At 58.6% G+C, this 17875-nt stretch carries 16 protein-coding genes; 8 read left to right on the top strand and 8 right to left on the bottom strand.

Annotated features, from left to right (window positions below; translation table 11 throughout):
* Positions 1-286: 286 nt before the first annotated feature.
* The 8 genes from ACSZO1_RS04905 to ACSZO1_RS04870 form a co-directional block, all read right to left on the bottom strand.
* Positions 287-1729, bottom strand: coding sequence for an N-acyl-D-amino-acid deacylase family protein (locus tag ACSZO1_RS04905; protein ID WP_437610104.1), 1443 nt, complete (start codon positions 1727-1729; stop codon positions 287-289).
* Between the two features lie 2 nt (positions 1730-1731).
* On the bottom strand, positions 1732-3375 hold the full coding sequence (locus ACSZO1_RS04900) for an ABC transporter ATP-binding protein (protein ID WP_437610102.1): 1644 nt from the start codon (positions 3373-3375) through the stop codon (positions 1732-1734).
* The gene (locus ACSZO1_RS04895) at positions 3372-4247 is read right to left on the bottom strand and encodes an ABC transporter permease (RefSeq protein WP_437610100.1); all 876 of its coding nucleotides are present in this window, start codon (positions 4245-4247) and stop codon (positions 3372-3374) included. Before ACSZO1_RS04895 ends, ACSZO1_RS04900 begins: the two co-directional genes overlap by 4 nt.
* 10 nt (positions 4248-4257) lie before the next feature.
* Entirely contained in the window at positions 4258-5199 is a 942-nt protein-coding gene (locus ACSZO1_RS04890) for an ABC transporter permease (protein ID WP_437610098.1), read from the bottom strand.
* 32 nt (positions 5200-5231) lie between these two features.
* The gene (locus ACSZO1_RS04885) at positions 5232-6830 is read right to left on the bottom strand and encodes an ABC transporter substrate-binding protein (protein WP_437610096.1); all 1599 of its coding nucleotides are present in this window, start codon (positions 6828-6830) and stop codon (positions 5232-5234) included.
* A gap of 79 nt (positions 6831-6909) precedes the next feature.
* Entirely contained in the window at positions 6910-7764 is an 855-nt protein-coding gene (locus tag ACSZO1_RS04880; RefSeq protein ID WP_437610094.1) for a D-amino-acid transaminase, read from the bottom strand.
* 18 nt (positions 7765-7782) lie between these two features.
* Complete coding sequence (locus ACSZO1_RS04875) at positions 7783-8706, bottom strand: N-carbamoyl-D-amino-acid hydrolase (protein ID WP_437610092.1); 924 nt, start codon at positions 8704-8706, stop codon at positions 7783-7785.
* Positions 8707-8824: 118 nt separating this feature from the next.
* Positions 8825-9745, bottom strand: a complete 921-nt coding sequence (locus tag ACSZO1_RS04870) for a LysR family transcriptional regulator (protein WP_437610090.1) — start codon at positions 9743-9745, stop codon at positions 8825-8827.
* A 174-nt stretch (positions 9746-9919) separates the two neighbouring features.
* On the opposite strand from ACSZO1_RS04870, the gene ACSZO1_RS04865 reads away from it, so the two are divergent.
* From ACSZO1_RS04865 to ACSZO1_RS04830, 8 genes are all read left to right on the top strand, one after another.
* Complete coding sequence (locus ACSZO1_RS04865) at positions 9920-10819, top strand: AEC family transporter (RefSeq protein ID WP_437610088.1); 900 nt, start codon at positions 9920-9922, stop codon at positions 10817-10819.
* A 732-nt stretch (positions 10820-11551) separates the two neighbouring features.
* Positions 11552-12451 carry a LysR family transcriptional regulator gene (locus tag ACSZO1_RS04860; RefSeq protein ID WP_437610086.1) on the top strand — a complete coding sequence of 300 codons (900 nt, stop codon included), beginning with the start codon at positions 11552-11554 and terminating at the stop codon, positions 12449-12451.
* Positions 12452-12930: 479 nt separating this feature from the next.
* The gene (locus ACSZO1_RS04855) at positions 12931-13143 is read left to right on the top strand and encodes an AlpA family transcriptional regulator (RefSeq protein ID WP_012248278.1); all 213 of its coding nucleotides are present in this window, start codon (positions 12931-12933) and stop codon (positions 13141-13143) included.
* 37 nt (positions 13144-13180) lie between these two features.
* The gene (locus tag ACSZO1_RS04850) at positions 13181-14044 is read left to right on the top strand and encodes a ParA family protein (RefSeq protein WP_437610084.1); all 864 of its coding nucleotides are present in this window, start codon (positions 13181-13183) and stop codon (positions 14042-14044) included.
* Positions 14028-14285: a type II toxin-antitoxin system HicA family toxin gene (locus tag ACSZO1_RS04845; protein WP_437610082.1), complete on the top strand. Its 258-nt coding sequence runs from the start codon at positions 14028-14030 to the stop codon at positions 14283-14285. Before ACSZO1_RS04850 ends, ACSZO1_RS04845 begins: the two co-directional genes overlap by 17 nt.
* Positions 14278-16002 (top strand): ParB family protein, encoded by a 1725-nt coding sequence (locus ACSZO1_RS04840; RefSeq protein ID WP_437610080.1) that lies wholly within the window; start codon positions 14278-14280, stop codon positions 16000-16002. Before ACSZO1_RS04845 ends, ACSZO1_RS04840 begins: the two co-directional genes overlap by 8 nt.
* Positions 16003-16043: 41 nt before the next feature.
* Positions 16044-16574, top strand: coding sequence for a DUF2857 domain-containing protein (locus tag ACSZO1_RS04835; protein WP_437610078.1), 531 nt, complete (start codon positions 16044-16046; stop codon positions 16572-16574).
* A gap of 2 nt (positions 16575-16576) precedes the next feature.
* Positions 16577-17758, top strand: a complete 1182-nt coding sequence (locus ACSZO1_RS04830; RefSeq protein WP_437610076.1) for an STY4528 family pathogenicity island replication protein — start codon at positions 16577-16579, stop codon at positions 17756-17758.
* Positions 17759-17875: the final 117 nt, after the last annotated feature.

Genomic DNA, 17875 nt, shown 5'->3' with positions numbered 1-17875 from the left:
CTGAACAGCAGGCCACGCAAGTGTCTCGGATTCAGGCAACCGTCTGTGGTGTTTGCAGAGCTAAGATTGGCGGCTTAGCGTTGCACTTCGGAGTTGAATCCGCCTAGCTCAATAGCAATCGATGTCTGAAATATATGCACTGTCTGCTCCTTCCCCCGCAGTGCGGGGGAAGGTTGGGATGGGGGAACGGTTAACTCCGTGCTACTGGCTCCCCCTCCCCAGCCCTCCCCCATTTTATGGGGAGGGGATCAAAGCAGAGATGTCTTCACGAATGAGTCAATCGATATCAGGCGCTCACGGACTGCCGGGTCAATAACCGCCCGTTACGCTGCTGCACCTGCCCCTGCTCATAACTCACCACACCATTCACCACCACCAGATCAATACCCGGTGCGGTGCGGCAGGGATCGTTATAAGTCGCAACATCCTCGATCTTTGCCATATCCACCAGCACCAGATCGGCAAACGCCCCTTCGCGCACCACACCACGATCCTGCAAACGGAAACGGCTGGCCGACAGCCCGCTCATCTTACGCACCGCTTCCGCCACATCGAACAGCTTCAGGTCGCGGCAGTAATGCGCCAGCACGCGCGGGAAAGTGCCCCATAAACGCGGATGCGGATTCGGATCGCTCGGTAAACCATCCGATCCCACCATCGACAGTGGATGCGCCAGGATCTGCTGCACATCCTTTTCGTTCATCATCTGGTAGATAGCCCCCGCCGGACGCAGACGCTCGGTCGCCTGCCACTGGTCCACACCCCACAGGTCAGCAATCTCCTGCAGTGTCTTTTTCGCCATTTCCGGGTGCGGTTCAGACCAGGTGATCAGGATTTCCATCTTGCCGTCGACGCGCCAGGCATCCAGCGTGGTCGAACTGGCCGCATAGGGGTAGCAGTCACAGTTGCACGACTGCTCGCTGGCCGCCTTTTCCAGCGCCGCCAGCGCCAGCGGGGCATTGCCCCAGTTTCGCGACCCGGCGCATTTCAGGTGAGAAATCACCAGATCGGCCCCGGCCTGCCGCGCGGTCGTGAATGACTCCTGCAACGAATCCAGCAGCCCGTCGTGCTCATTACGCATATGGGTGGTGTAGAGCGCGCCATGCGCGCCGACAATATCCACCAGCCGCTGCAACTCCGCCTGCGGAGCCTGTTTCGCGTTGGTATAGGCCAGCCCGGAGCTGAGGCCAATCGCACCGGCCTGCAGCGCCGCATCCAGCTTCTCACACATCTCCTCCAGCTCCTGCGCGCTCGCCGGACGATCAAAGCGATCCATCACGTTGGCGCGCAATGCGGTGTGACCAATCAGCGCCGCCACATTGACGCTCGGACTGGCCTGCGCCACCGCATCAGCATAGGCATCAAACGTTGGATAGATAAACGCGTCCGCGCCACCCAGCAGATTCATCGGGTCCGGCGGCACACCCGGCAGGCTAACCGGCGACGCACTGATACCGCAGTTACCGACAATCACCGTCGTCACACCCTGAGCAATCTTCGCCAGCATCTCCGGGTGGCGAATCAGCTGGGTATCGTCGTGGGTATGCACATCAATAAAGCCCGGCATCAGGCAACGCCCTTCGCCCTCAATGGTGCGCTGCGCACGGTATCCTTCCAGCTGACCGATGGCGACAATACGGTCGCCGCGCACCGCCACATCGGCCTGGTACGGCGGCTCACCCGTACCGTCCACCACCGTGACATTATGAAACAGCAGGTCAACGCTCATGCTTACATCCTCCTGTGCGCCGCGAAGTCCCAGTCTTTGCCAGGCACGGCGTCCATCAGTTGTCGGGTATAAGGCTGCTGCGGATGGTTTAACACCTCGCCCGCCGGGCCATATTCGATCACCTGGCCGTGCTGCATCACCAGCACGTCGTCACACACCTGCGCCGCCACGCGCAGATCGTGGGTGATAAACAGAATCGCCACCTGCATACGCTGCTGGATATCATCGAGCAGCTGCAGCACCTGCGCCTGCACCGAGACATCCAGCGCCGATACCGCTTCGTCGGCGACAATCACATCGGGTTCCATCGCCAGTGCGCGGGCAATAGCAATACGCTGGCGCTGACCACCGGAAAACTGATGCGGATAACGGTCGATAGCATCGGCGGGTAGCCCCACCAGTTCCAGCAGCTCCTGACCACGCGCCCAGGCTTCAGCGAACGGCACACCGTAGTTCACCGGTCCTTCCACCAGACTTTTGCCGATGCTCAGACGCGGGTTCAGCGAACGGTTCGGGTCCTGAAAAATCATCTGGATACGTTTGCGATGCGGCTTCAGACCGGCGGGCGTCAGTTCCGAAATATCGTTGCCGGTGACGCGTACTGCGCCACTGGTCGGCGTCAGCAGGCGCATTACGCAGCGCGCCAGCGTCGATTTGCCGGAACCACTCTCACCGACAATGCCCAGCGTCTGGCCGCGCTTCAGCATAAAGGTGACATCGTGCACCGCACGCGTGCCCTGACGGTTTCTGGCAAACAGCCGCCAGCCTTTCCCTGCCGACGGATAGGTTTTACCCAGCTCCACCACATCCAGCACCACCTGAGCGCTGGGCGCTTTACGGCGCACCGTGCGCGGCACCAGCGCGGGCACCGCCGCCAGCAGGGTTTGCGTGTAGTTTTCACGCGGCTGCGACAATACCTGCTCCACCGGGCCTGATTCCACAATCTGTCCATGGCGCATCACGCAGACGCGGTCGGCAATATCCACCACCACGCCCATATCGTGGGTAATAAACAGCACCGCGGTGCCGTGTTTCTGTTGCAGCTCGCGGATCAGTTTCAGGATCTGTTGCTGCGTAGTGACGTCCAGCGCCGTGGTCGGTTCATCGGCGATCAACAGGCGCGGTTCCAGCACCAGTGCCATGGCAATCATAATGCGCTGCCGCTGACCGCCGCTGAGCTGGTGTGGATAAGCGTTGTACACGCGCGCAATATCCGGCAGATGCACCTGTTCCAGCGCATTCATCACCTTTGCCCGCCGCTGGGCGGCGTTCAGATCAGTATGCGTGCGCAGCACTTCATCAATCTGTCGCCCGACGCTCAGCACCGGGTTCAGCGCCGTCATCGGCTCCTGGAAAATCATCGCCATACGACTGCCGCGCAGTGCTTTCAGCCGGGCGCCACTGGCCTGCAGGACATCTTCGCCGTCCAGTAAAATGCGCCCGCCCGCCACACTGAGCGCCCCTTTCGGCAGCAGGCCAAGGGTGGTCAGCGAGGTAACCGATTTGCCCGAACCGCTTTCGCCCACCAGACACACCGTTTCACCGGCGCGAATGGTAAAAGAGATATCCTGCAGGATGGGCTTGCCCTGTGCGGTATTGACGCACAGCTGTTCCACGCTCAGGATGTCGTTCTGCTGTTCACTCATGCCGCTCCCCTTTTCTTCAGGCGTGGGTCCAGCGCATCACTGATGGCATCACCCAGCAAATTGATCGACAAAATACACAGCGACAGCGCCAGTCCGGCCCACAGCACCAGCGACGGCTTCAGCTGAAAGTAGACGCGTCCTTCAGCAATGATATTGCCCCAGGTCGGGATCTCGGTGCCGATCCCTGCGCCAAGGAAGGAGAGGATCGCTTCGGTAAGAATCGCCGAGGCGCAGATATAGGTGCTCTGCACAATCAGCGGTGCCAGCGTATTTGGCATCAGATGGCGGGTGAGAATCTTCAGCGTCGGCGTGCCCATCAGTACCGCAGCTTCAACATAAGACTCTTCGCGGGTCGCCAGTACACGTGAGCGCACCAGGCGCACCACCTGTGGAATTTCCGGCACCATAATCGCCACCATCACCGTCCAGATGCCTGCGCTGCTTAACGACACAATAGCAATCGCCAGCAAAATACCGGGGATCGCCATCAGGCCATCCATCACCCGCATCAGCAGCGCATCAAGGCGGCGGAAATAGCCCGCCAGCAGCCCCAGCGGCAGGCCGATCAGCACACTCAGCAGCGTGACGCCCAGCCCAACCACCAGCGAAACGCGGGCGCCATACACAATGCGTGAAAACAGATCGCGGCCATAAGCATCGGTTCCCAGCCAGAATTCAGCACTGGGTGGCTTCAGACGCGAAGCTGGCGCCAGCGCCACCGGATCATGCGGCGCGATCCACGGCGCGAAGATCGCCATCGCTACGATCAGTGTCAGGATAATCAGCGCGATCACTGACGTCAGTGGCATACGCGGCAGCTTCAGCAGCCGATAGCGCGGCGCAGGTAAGGTCAGCGCAACAGGTTTAGTCATAGCGGTGTCCTTAATAACGAATGCGCGGATCGCTGATCGCATAAGAGAGGTCGATCAACAGGTTGATAATCACATACACCCCGCTGGTCAGCAGGATCATCCCCTGGATCACCGGGTAGTCACGCGCCAGTACCGCATCGACAATCAGGCGACCGAGACCGGGAATGTTAAACACACTCTCGGTCACCACCACGCCGGAAATCATCAGCGCGAAACCGGTGCCAATCACGGTCAGGATCGGGATCATCGCGTTACGCAGCGCATGGCGGAACAGCACATGGATCTCCAACAGCCCTTTGGCGCGGGCGGTACGGATATAATCCTCCCCCAGCACTTCCAGTACGCTGGCGCGGGTCATACGCGCCACCAGTGCGATATACACCGAAGAGAGCGTCAGCGCGGGCAACAGGATGCGCTGGGCGAATGGCCCGATGCCGTTGCTAATGCTGCTAAAGCCCTGCACCGGCAGCCAGCGCAGTTCAATGGCAAACACGGTGATCAGCACATAACCGATAACGAACACTGGCACCGAGAAGCCCAGCACTGACGATGACATCACCAGATTGTCGATCCAGCTACCGTGCTTCCATGCCGCCAGCACGCCCAGCGGCACGGAAATCAGGATGGTGAGGCCAATCGCCACCAGCGCCAGACTGATGGTCGGCTCCAGACGCTGACCAATCATGGTCAGCACTGGCGTATGCGCCATCAGCGAGGTGCTGAAGTCGCCCTGTAACAGCTGGCCGATCCAGACGAAGAATTGCTGCCACAGCGGCTGGTTCAGACCCAGACTTTCACGAATCGCCGCCAGTTGATCTGGCGTCGCCATATCGCCCGCGATAATCGCCGCCGGATCGCCCGGAGACAGCCGCAGTAGCAGAAAAACAAACAGTGCAACCACCAGCATCACCGGGATCGCCGCCAGTATGCGGCGAAGTAAGTAATCAGGCATCGAAACCTCCGAAGGCATTAATCACTCAGTAATCAGTCACTTTTCTCGACGTTCCAGAACACGGTGGACGGCCCGGTCATAAGATGGCTGATATGGTTGCTCCACACCGCGACGTCATAGAACTGCCCCAGCGGGATGTAGCTCACCTGTTCCATCGCCCGTTTCTGGATCGCCACCGCGATGTCCTTCTGCTTCGCTGCATCAGGCGCGGTCGCGAACTCCACTTTTAACGCGTTCATTTCCGGGTCGGTCGGCCAGCCAAACCAGGCACCTTTCTGTCCGCCACCATCCAGCATCGGGTTCACCACCGGGTTCCAGATGGTTTCTGCGTTCCAGTAGGTGAAGAACAGGTTCCAGCCGCCCTGCGAAGGTGGATTTGGATTGGCACGACGGGAGACCAGTGTCTGCCAGTCCATCGGCTGCAGATCAACCTTAAAGCCCACGTTACGCAGCGCCTGTGCCGCGACAACCGGCTGCGGTGCCTGGCTCGGCACATCGGTCGGCTGCATAATCACCACTGGCGTACCGTCGTAACCGGCTTTCTTCAGCAGCGCCTTCGCCTCGGCGATATTGCCGCCGTTCAGCAATGACTCACCGCCCGCTTCGGTTTCCAGTGCGGTGCCGCAGCCAAAGACCGAGGCGCACTGTTTGAAGTACTTCGGATTGCCCACCAGCGCGTCGAGCACATCTTTCTGGTTCATCGCCAGCATGGCCGCGCGACGGATATCCGGGTTATTGAACGGTGGATAGAGGAAGTTCATACGGCCGCCGGTCATCGATCCCAGCTTGCTCAGCACGCCGAATTTCAGCTCCGGATTGGCTTCAATCATCGGCAGCAGGTCGATCGGCAGCTGTTCGATAAAGTCGATATCACCGGAGGTCAGAGCATTAATCGCCGTCATACGATCCGGCATATTGATCCATTCCACGCGATCCACTTTCACCACTTTGCCGCCCGCCGTACCGCTGGCAGGTTCTTTACGTGGCACGTATTGCTGGAACTTCTCATACACCACGCGGTTGCCCGGATCGAATTCGCTGGCGACAAACTTGTACGGGCCAGAACCGGTGTAGTCGGTGATCATTTTGCCGTCAGGCGTGTTGGCGACCCGCTCCGGCATCATAAACGCGGCGACCGATGACGGCTTGGCGAGCAGTTGCAGCACGTAGCCAAACGGTTTATCCAGCGTCAGGGTAATGGTTTTCTCGTTGGTGGCGACAATGCTGGCGGTGTACTTCATCATCAGCTGTCCGCCAACATCGTAGCGCGCCCAGCGTTTCAGTGATGCCACGCAGTCGGTCGCGGTCACCGGCTTGCCGTCATGCCACAGCAGACCATCACGCAGGGTAAAGGTGTAAGTCAGGCCGTCGGGCGATACAGTCCAGTCCGCCATCTGAGGCTTAGGCGTCTGGTGCTCATCCATGCCAATCAGCGTGTCGTAAATCATGTAGCCGTGGTTACGGGTGATTTGCGCCGTGGTGGCAATCGGGTCCAGCACACGCAGCGAGGAGGACATCACTGCATGCAGGGTTTTCTCCGCCGCCTGCACAGCAGGCGCAGACAGGGCAAGACTCAGACCAATAGGCAATAACAGTCGGGCAATCAGGGAACGGGATGGATATTTTTTCATTCTCAGCACTCCTGGAAATAGCAACCTGGTGTTGGAACTTGCTGTGTCACGCACCGCAATAAATCGCGCTACCGCTCTGTTACTTCAGTACCGCTAGCGCGTGGTCGAGATAAATCTGACGTAAACGTTGTGTCAGGACGCCGGGCTTGCCGTCGCCAATCGGCTGACCGTTGAGTGAGATCACCGGCCAGACAAAAGAGGTGGAGGAGGTGATAAATGCCTCCGTCGCCTGTTCCGCTTCGGCAAGGGTCCATGCACGCTCTTCAAGACGCAGATCGTGTTCACTGAGCAGCGTATTGACCACGCTGCGGGTAATCCCAGGCAGCAGGGCATGGGACAGGTCACGCGTCACCACCGCGCCATCGCGGGTGACGATAAACGCATTATTGGAGGTGCCTTCGGTGATCTGCCCCTCGCGTACCAGCCAGGCATCGTCTGCCCCCTGCGCTTTGGCCTGCTCTTTGGCCAGGCAGGCATACAGCAGCTGGGTGGTTTTGATATCACAGCGGCCCCAGCGTAAATCCGGCAGGCTAATCACACTGATGCCGTTGACTGCCGGCGTACTGTCGATCACCTTTTTCGCCTGGCTGTACATCACCACCGTCGGTGGCGTGCCTTCTGGCGGGAAGTGGAAGTTACGATCTTCCACTCCGCGGCTGACCTGCAGATAGATCAGCCCTTCTTCCAGCTGGTTACGCGTAATCAGCTCACGGTGAATCGCCAGCAGCGCCTCGTCACTGAGCGGCAGATCCAGCGCCAGCTCACCCAGCGAACGGCGCAGACGCGCCAGATGCAGATCGATATCCACCAGCTTGCCGCGCAGAACGGCAGTCACCTCATAGATGGCATCGGCGAAGGTGAAACCACGGTCGAAGACGGAGATCTTCGCCTCATTCTCAGGGACATATTCCCCATTTACATAGACAGTACGCATGGCTTGTATTTCTCCTTGTCAGGGGCGTTCAACACCGGTCTGACGGGTGATGATGCCGTAATGTTCAATGCGCCGATGGCGGGCAAAATCAAAGATAGTGCGCTTACCAAACTCACACAGATCCATGTCACAACGGTGGGTAATCAGTTCGTCGCCCTGGCCCTCAGCTCTGGCAACAACGAAACCGTTAGGGTCGATAATCACACTGCCACCCATCAGCGGGAAACCATCTTCCACGCCGGCTTTGGCGACGCCGACCACCCAGGTGGCGTTCTGGTACGCGCCCGACTGCATGCACAGCTCAGAGTGGAACAGGCGCTCTTTTTCGCCTTCGGCACGATTCTGGGCGTTGATGGAGGGCGTGTTGTATCCCAGCGTCACCAGCTCGACGCCCTGCAGTCCCATCACGCGCCAGGTTTCCGGCCAGCGGCGGTCGTTGCAGATACACATGCCCATGACCGTGCCTTCATTTTCCCAGGTCGGGAAACCGATATCGCCCGGTTCGAAATAGCGTTTTTCCAGATGCTGGAAGTCACGTTCCGTATCAAATTCAACATGCCCCGGCAGATGCACTTTGCGGTATTTGCCGACGATGTTGCCCTGACGGTCGGTCAGGATGGAGGTGTTGTAGTGGTGCCCGTCAGGCGTCAGTTCGGCATAACCAAAAGTGATAGCGATACCGTGTTCGCGGGAAAAGTCGAACAGTGGCTGAGTAGCGGCACTCGGCATCTCACGTTCGAACCAGCTGTCCACTTCCTGCTGATCTTCCATATACCAGCGCGGGAAGAAGGTCGTCAGCGCCAGTTCCGGGAACACCACCAGTTCGCATCCCTGCTGCCGCGCCTGCTCAAGCAGCACCAGCATGCGCTGGACCACACTTTCTCTTGAGTCGCTTTTTTGGATCGCCCCAAGCTGGGCGCCGCCGATAACCATTTCGCGCATACCATCTTCTCCACAAGGCCGACCCGGTGTCGGCAAACCGTTACAGTGCTTACGGTCATTGTGGGAGTTATGGCGACATCTGTCGTATGCCAATATGTTGGTAGGGGTTAACCTGGTGTTAATCCAGGTTGAACAGGTGGAAGCCACTCTCCTCCAGCGTACTGCGCAGTTGATCGACAAACACCTGGGCAAACTGCGCCAGCGGTTCGCGCCGCAGATGCACCAGACTGATGGTCAGCCGCTCTTCATTGAGGATCGGCAATACCGCCATGCCCTCTGCCCCTGACGCACGATACGAAATTTCATCCACCACCGAGAAACCGCTGCCGCTTTTCACCAGCGCGCAGGCGTGATGCGGCGAATCGACTTCAATACTCGGCCGGTACGGCAGGCCCACACGCTCAAAAGTCTGCTGCATAAAGCCGTGGAAAGGGGTGTCGGAGGCGTAACCAATAAACGGCATCTCCGCCAGCGCATCGGGCAGTTCACTGGCCGCCACGCGGGTTAACGGATGATCAACCGGGCAGACCACCAGCACGCGGATATAGCTCAGCGGGATCGCCCGCAGATTGGGATGGTCGATGGGAAACAGTGAAATGCCGAAGTCCGCCTGCTGCTCCAGCAGGCGGTCGCGCAACAGCACATGGCGCAGGCATTCGAGACTGACCGGAATGGTTTCGTTGCACCGCCGGAAAGCAGCGATGGCATTTGGCACCAGCTGATGCCCCAGACTGGGGCTGCTGGCGATACGCAATACACCATGACGCTGCTGCACCAGGTTATGCAGCGTGGTGTTGACGCGCTGAATATCACGCCACACCGATTCAACATCGGTAAACAGGCAGCGCGCTTCAGGAGAAGGATATAAACGCCCTTTCACCCGCTCGAACAACTGAAAGCCGATGCGCGCCTCGGTGTGGGACAGCATACGGCTGACGGCGGGTTGCGACACATAAAGCAGCTGAGCGGCACCGTTAATCGAGCCGGTGATCATCACCGCGCGAAACACCTCTATCTGACGCAGATTGAGCGACTGCATGGAACATACCTCGGTGAAATAAAGCGCCTCTGCATGGTGCGAAGGCTTAACAACAGGTTATATGTTCATAGCAATTAGTATGCCAGGGGACGAAGGGCGGCCAGATCAACGCTGACAGCGGGCGATGAAACCGCTATTAATAACACTCATCTTTATTCTGAGGAGCCTGTCGCTGTGGCCGCTGCCCAAACCATCCTGCCCGTCTTTCTGCTGATTCTGCTGGGTTATATTCTCGCCCGCCGTGGCACCCTCGATGCACATGCCAATAAAGCGCTGGGCGGACTGGCGTTTAAAATCTTTATGCCGATGGTACTGTTCACCGGCATGATCAACGCGCCACTGCATGAAGGGCTGAACCTCACCCTGCTGGCGGCCTATTTTGTGCCAGCGTTACTGATTTTCGCCGCCGTCAATCTGCTGCTGCATCGTCATCTGCCGCAGACCGCGCCTTTCGGCCTGACGGCCGCTTTCGGTAACAATGCGCTGATCGGCCTGGCGATGGTGGCGGGACTGTATGGCAACGCGGGTCTGGTGCTGCTGTTTACCGTACTGGCGGTACACAGCCTGCTGCTGTTCAGTGCACAGAGTGTGTATGACAGCTTTGCGGGAAGCGAACCGTTTAAACCGTCGGTGCTGATCGCCAGCCTCGCCAACCCGATGATTATCGGCCTGCTGCTGGGTACGGCGGTGAATCTGACAGACCTGCCGCTGCCGGGCTGGAGTATGAAACTGGCGACCTGGCTGGCGCAGGCGGCGCTGCCCTGCGCACTGATTGTACTGGGTGCGAACCTGTCCGGTTTTCGTCTGCGCCCCACGAAACGCGTGGTGGGCATCACTGCCGCCAAGCTGGTGGCGATGCCGCTGCTGGTATTACTGACCTGTATGCTGCTGAGTATCGACGGACTGCCGCGTGGTGTGCTGGTGCTGATGGCTGCTAACCCGTCCGGCGTCAATGTGCTGGGCTTCGCCCGCTCGGCGGAAGATCGTCATACCACCAGCTCGGCGATCTGCCTGACAACGCTGCTGTCGATGGCGACATTGCCGCTGTGGATATGGATTGCCAGTGTGGTGTAAACGGTATAACGCATTGAGATTTTCTGGTGAAAACGGAAGAAAAGGGCCGAACAAAGGAGAGTAAAACAAGGAAGAAAATTTGGAGCGGGAAACGGGACTAGAACCAAGCCCATAACTCTCTGATTAATAAATAGTTTCCGCGCATTCCGTTTCAGGAATGGACAGGATTATGGACTTATTTTTTTGCGATAGCAAGTGTTACGCCAACTTTTTTTCTACCTAAAGCTGTTGACATCCACCAGCATCTGGTGTCCCTGCCGGGTCCTCTGTCCCTGCAGAGTGCTCTGCACCGGGTGATCGTGCCAGGAACGTATGGTAGGAACTACGCTGATACAACTAGCCCGGCGCTCTATCAACCGGGCAGAGCACAAGCCAGGCAAGCAGCCACCCGTCTTACAAGACGCGCCTCTGAATGTGACGCAGGACCTGCCCAAGGCAGTCACCTGCACGAGCCCTGCCGTTCGTGAACATCAGGTCAGTGGTCGACTGGTGACTGCGTATGCATGTGAACCTTCGCTTTGTTGCAACGACGACGTCGTACGATCACCCGAGGCAGGCCGATTCGTTGGTCGCAAATGCAGGCATGAGCAGCGATCGGGCGGCAATGATGGAAGTACCCAAGCATGAAAGACCTTCACGACATGGTGTTCTTTCCGGTTAGCTTTCAAGTTCGAATAGCAGTGTTCTGTCCGCAGCCGGAGAAGCACTCCAACAACTGAAGGAAGTTACACCATGAGGATAAGACACCTGCAATATTTTCTCGTCGTCGCGGAAGAACAGAGCTTCGCTCGCGCTGCAGCCAGAGTCCACATCGAACCGTCGCCGCTATCGCGAGCCATTAAAGAACTGGAGAACCAGCTTGGCGTCAGACTTCTGGACCGCGCCAAAGGGCGGATACGACTGACCTGGCCTGGCGAAGTTTTCCGTGAAGAGGCGCGCCGCATAGTTGCTTTCATGGACAACGCCCAGACACGCGTCAGCGCAGCCGCGCAGGGCTACTGCGGGAGACTGCGAATAGGACTGGCCGATAGCCTGGCCCAACCGCGGCTCACACAACTGCTCGCCCGCTGCCGCGAGGAAGAGCCTCGTACGGAAGTCCGGGTCACCGAGATGACGGTCAACGAAATGCTCCAGGCTCTTCGTCATGATCAGATTGACGTTGGCTTCACGGTAGATGGCGAGGCCAGCAATGGATGCATAAAGGAGATGGTTTGGGACGAGCGTCCTGCGATTGCCATTCCCACCCACCATCTGTTGCTTTCCTTCGATAAGGTTCCCCTCGGCGAAGCGCTCCGCTATCCCTTGATTCTTTGCCACCCAGAACGATGCGCAGGTGGCCATAATGTCATTCGTCGCTGGTTTAACGATCGCGCATTACCCTCACCGTCTGTAGCCGAGTATGTTTCAGGTCACGAACCGATGATCATGCTCGTCGCGGCAGGATATGGCATTGGGATAGGACTGGAGTCGCAAATTGCGCTTTACAGCCATCCGGATGTCATCATCAGACCGGTTGCAGACGAGGTTCCTAATACAGCGACGTTCATTGTGGTCTCGGAGAATCCAGTTTCCAATGTACTGGAACGCTTCATAAAACGAGCACAAGAAATTGGCAGAAGCGGTATCAGCTGATGTGAGGGCTGTGCCGTAGGGCATGACACGCATCAATGGCGTTATGCTTTTTTTGTCCGCTACCCGACCAAAAAAGTCACTTCCGTCAACAGCAGGAAGCCGACAGCGAGACAGGCACTTAACATCGGCCAGTCATTTCAACGACTGAAGCGAAACACCCGAATGTTAATACCTCCTTGCACATTTCGACGGACTTTTTTGGTCGCCTTCAAGACGAAAAATACGAGATCTCCTCCACACAATAGATGCGGAGAGTGTTATCCGCCATCCTTCCCCTTTATCAAGCTGCCCCATTTCCGAATATTGACCTCTCCAGGGATCGAGTTGGCAGCGATGAGTTTTCAATTATCACCAGGTTAATTACAACTCATGAATGCGGTGGTCAGCACGGTCCTATTGTTTGATGTGTTCTGACGGTGACGCTCTTCTAATGCGGCTCAGACCCAAGAAGATCCACCGAGCATCAAGGAGTGACCATCATGTTTCAACAGAACCCCGCTCCGGCACCGGAGCGACGCATACTGCGCCGTGCAGAAGTTGAGGCAAAGACGGGCTTCAAACGCGCCCACATCTACAGCCTCATGAAAGAGGGCAAGTTTCCCAAAGCCATGCGGCTTGGCGTTCGCGCCGTGGGCTGGGATTCTGCCGAGATCGACCAATGGATCACCGACCGCCTTAAAGAGCGCGTCTGAGCCTGCTCCCCATTTCCTTCACGAAGAGGAGCAAGTCATGCAGGTGATCTCCGTCATCTCTACAAAAGGCGGTGTTGGCAAAACGACATTCGCCGCAAATCTCGGTGGCTTCATCGCCGACGCCGGACTGCGGGTGCTGCTTCTCGATCTCGACATACAGCCCACGCTATCGTCGTACTACGAACTGGCTCACCGCGCACCGGGCGGCATCTACGAGTTGCTGGCATTCAACGAGCGCGACATTTCACAGTTGGCCTCTCGTACGGCTGTCGAACGTCTGGATGTCATTCTGTCCAACGACCAGCACCACCAGTTAAACACCCTGCTATTGCATGCACCGGATGGCAGATTGCGGCTGCGCAACCTCTTGCCAGCGTTCGAGCCACACTACGACCTGGTCTTGATCGACACCCAGGGTTCCCGCAGCGTGCTTCTCGAAATGGCCGTGCTGGCGTCCAGGTCGGCGGTTTCGCCGGTCACGCCAGAAATCCTCGCCGCCCGGGAAATGCGGCGCGGCACCCTGCAGCTCATCCAGGATATTGCCCCTTACCGCCATCTCGGCATTGAACCGCCACCGTTGCAGTTGTTGATCAATCGAGTGCCCGCCGTGTCATCCAATGCCCGTCTGATCAGGCAGACGTTGCGCCGGATATTCCGTGAGCAGACAGGCGTCCAGGTTCTGGATACCGAAGTCCCGGCAATCGAAGCCTTTCCGCGTGCGGCAACGCAGGGCATGCCTGCCCATCGCGTCGAGCACCGGCGCCCGACAGGCAGGATTGCCCCTGCCGCACTGGACATCGTTCGTGCCCTGGCTAGCGAGTTATGCCCGCACTGGCATGAGCGCTTCGGCTTGGTCACAGGCAAGATCGGGAGGAGGCATTCTTATGTCGAACGCCCATGAGCTTGCACGAGGCCACAAACAGCTCCTGCCTCTCATTGAATTTGCACTGAGCGACGGGTGGGCCGTTTCCCGCACGGCGGGCGGTCATCTCAAATTCCTCAAGCCGGGATTGCCGCCGATATTCACCAGTTCGACGGCCAGCGATCACCGCGCCGGGCGTAACGCCCGCGCTATGTTGCGGCGTGCGGAGCGACAGAGCGCTGAAACCCACCCTGTTGGAAAGGAGACCGGCCATGGCTGACATCTCCGAACAGGAAATGGCTATGAAGCTGATGAGCGACGGCTTCGGCCGTACAGGTCCGGTAGCCGGTGTATTGACCGATCCGGTCGCAGACACCCCGATGGTCGTAACCCTCGATGAGCTGCGTCCGTACGAGCTAGATCCTCGCCTGACCCGCAACCCGCTCTACGATGAAATCAAGGCGTCGATTCGCGAACGAGGACTGGACGCACCGCCGCCAATCACCCGACGGCCGGGTTCAGACCACTACATCATTCGCAATGGAGGCAATACACGGCTGGCCATACTGCGCGAGTTGTGGGCCGAGACCAGGGATGAGCGGTTCTTCCGTATCGGTTGCCTGTTCCGCCCCTGGCCTGAACGCGGCGAAATTGTTGCTCTGACCGGGCACCTCGCAGAGAACGAATTGCACGGCAGCCTGTCGTTCATCGAGCGGGCCCTTGGCGTCGAAAAAGTTCGCGAACTCTATGAAAAGGAAGATGGCAAATCGCTTTCGCAATCGGAGCTTGCCCGGCGTCTCAAAGCTGATGGCTATCCTGTGCCTCAACCCCACATCAGTCGCATGCAGGAAGCCATCCAATACCTGCTGCCGGCGATACCTAATGTTCTTTACGGAGGATTGGGTCGCCATCAGGTCGAGCAACTGACCGGTTTGCGTCGGGCCGGCGCCAGAATCTGGGACGTTCGCGCCGCATCCAGGCAGGTGGATGTTGATTTCGCCACATTGTTCCAGGACGTTCTCTCCGTCTTTGATGGGACACCCGGCAACTTCAACATCCAGCGCGTCCAGGACGAACTGATCGGCCAGATGGCTGACCTGCTCGGTGTGGTTTATGACACGCTCGCCCTCGAAATCCTCGACTCCGAAAAGCGCTGGCAAATTCTGACCAGTGAACCTGTCGCGGCACCAACTGCTACGCCTTCCGCAGCAGTGTCACCGCAGGCCGAGTCTACGCAGCCTTCTCCGCCCCCATCTTCAGCGCCGCGAGACGGTGAGGCGCCAGCGCCGGCACCGGAATTCACCTTGCAGACGAAGGCGGCCCCGGCACAGCCTCCCGCATCCGACGATCAGCCGGACGATGAAAGCCAACGGTCTACGCTGGTTCAGGAACACGTTGTCTCGCCGGCCCCAACGACCGATCGCCTCCAGTCGATCCAGCGCCTTATTGCCGACCACACTGGGGAGTCGCACAACGACTTCGAAAGCAACGTCCTTAAAGCCATTCCCGTTCAGGTCGGTGGCCTCTATCCGATCTCGGACGTATGGCATATCGCCCCTGGCCTGGACGAACCTGAACGCTTGCGTACGCATATCGCACAGTTCGCACTGGAAATTGCCCGTGAAGCCGGCGTGGGGGAGCATATCGCACCGTCCGATTACGGCATCGGCTTCTCATGCACAGCCCAGATCGGGCATGCGGGCGCTTCCGGCACGATGGCGCTCCCCGATGCGACACTGACGTTGCTGCACGTCCTGAGCGCGCCTTATTTGTCAGCCAGCGCCTCTCCGGCACGTAGCGACACCTCGCGACTGGCGGGTGATGTAGGCGTCCTGCTGCTGGGAACGGCTCCATCGGCCACATCGTCCCAGAACCAGTCCCATGTCCTGACCGACAGCGGCCTGGTGAAACTGTTCCGGCTGGTTCGGCTCGCGCGTCGGCTGCTGGAGATCGAGGCAGGCATCCCGGATGGCGACAGCGCCATGCCCGGGTCATGAGGGGAGGCGCCATGTCGAATCCCCATCCTCTCAATTAGGCAGTGATCGCGCAGGCCCTCCACGATCTACGCAACGGTCAGTTGCGCCGCGCCAAATCCATGGGATTTGAGGATGAGGATCTCGATGCGCTCAAGCATCCAGCCATGGCCAGCGTGCTGGCCAACGCCCTGGTCTCCTGGTGCTCTGTGACGGTCAATCGGGATGTCGTGCAACGCCTGCTGCACCAATGGGACAATGTGCAAAAGGAAATCCATGTTATTGATCGCCTGTTGACCCTGGGTGCCAGCACTGAACTGATCAGTCGTTTCTATGGACTGACCCATCAGGAGGTTGCTGTCCGCCGCGGTGTCCTTGGGCTCCCCAAACGCAAGGGGCGCCACCCTGTTCTGACAGAGGAGCAGGATTGCGATTTGTGGAATCGCTGGTCGGAAACCGTCAAAGAACGCGGCGTGGCGCTGACCGACGAAACGGCAATGCTTGGCATCGCCGCCGACCTTGCCGAAAGCATGGGGCTACCCATCTCAGTCATCTGGAGCGCCATCGGCAGATGGATCGATGAAGGGCTGGTTTGAGCATGGACAATCCACGCCGATCAAGCGGCCCCGTACCGCTGGGCGAGCTCTTCGACCAGGCCCTTCAACGGATGCAGGTTCAGCAATCGCCACAAGCACCCGCCCCAATTCGCCAGACTGACGGTTTCATTTTCAGCGGCAATCGCCATGACTCCGTGCCGCGTGCGTTGCTCACGGACAATCGCCTGACGCCGCTGGAGCGCAATACTTGGCAGGTGTTCCGGTTGTTGCTCAATGACGACGGCATCACCGCTCTACCGACCTACGACCAGCTTGCTCCCTGGCTGGCTTCAATGCCATGCGCCACCCGAGCCTCACACGAAACGGTCGCACGCGCGCTGACCTTGCTACGGCTTACACGATGGATCAGCCTGGTGAGACGCCAGCGCGATCCCAGGACAGGACGCATCCAGGGCAACCTCTATGTCCTGCATGACGAACCTCTCACCCCCTACGAAGCCATTCAGCTCGACGCCGATTACCTGGGGCTGGTCAGCCAGTCGCTGGACCACGCCAGCAAGTCCATTCAGCGCGTAGGCGTTCATACGCTCAGGGAAATGGTCGACGATCCCCTCCTCAGCGGAAGGGAACTGCCGAGCAGGCTGCAGGTACTGTCGCAACGTCTGGCCGCACAGGGGTGGACTGAAACTGCGACTTATCCACAAGCTGTGGATAATCATGATTCCGAAGAAGGGGAAAGCAACCTTCTTCGGAATCATGGCGCACATTCTTCGGAATCCGAAGTGAGCGAAAAAACGCGGAAAACCGGCTTACTTCGGAATCCGAAGACCGATAGTACAGTACGTAAAGAAAAAGAAATAAAAGAAGTACGTACAGTACCGCGCGGGTTGGGGATGCTTCGTCTTCCCGATCGCTTCATGTCGCTCAAGGCAGAGCAGCAATCGGGCGCATTGGCCGCATTGCAGCCGGTTGATCCCGACCTGCACCAGGCTGTTCTCGACGAATGGGATGCCCGCTGCCGCGCGAGCAACGTGCGCAATCCGGCCGGCTATCTGTTTGGGATTATCCAGAAAGCAATGCGCGGCGAGTTCCGCGCATGGGCCGGGCAAAGAACACCACCCGATACGAGTAGCACACAGCCAGAGTCCCCACGACAACCTGTAGATCCGGAAGTGGCGCGTGCCCATATCGCCCGGCTGCGCTCGATGCTTCGCCTATCGTAGAGTTTGCATCTGTCGATGCGCAGTCGTGCCCATGCCAGGCCAATCGCCGCCGTCGACCATGATGTAAGGTTCCAGTCAGTTCCATAGTCGCCTATACCCCGGGTATAGCGGAACATG

Origin of the sequence: Erwinia sp. V71, from assembly GCF_965644245.1 — a bacterium.
Classification (GTDB): domain Bacteria; phylum Pseudomonadota; class Gammaproteobacteria; order Enterobacterales; family Enterobacteriaceae; genus Erwinia.
The sequence above is the reverse complement of the archived record's forward strand: the minus strand, read 5'-3'. Positions and strand labels throughout refer to the sequence as shown.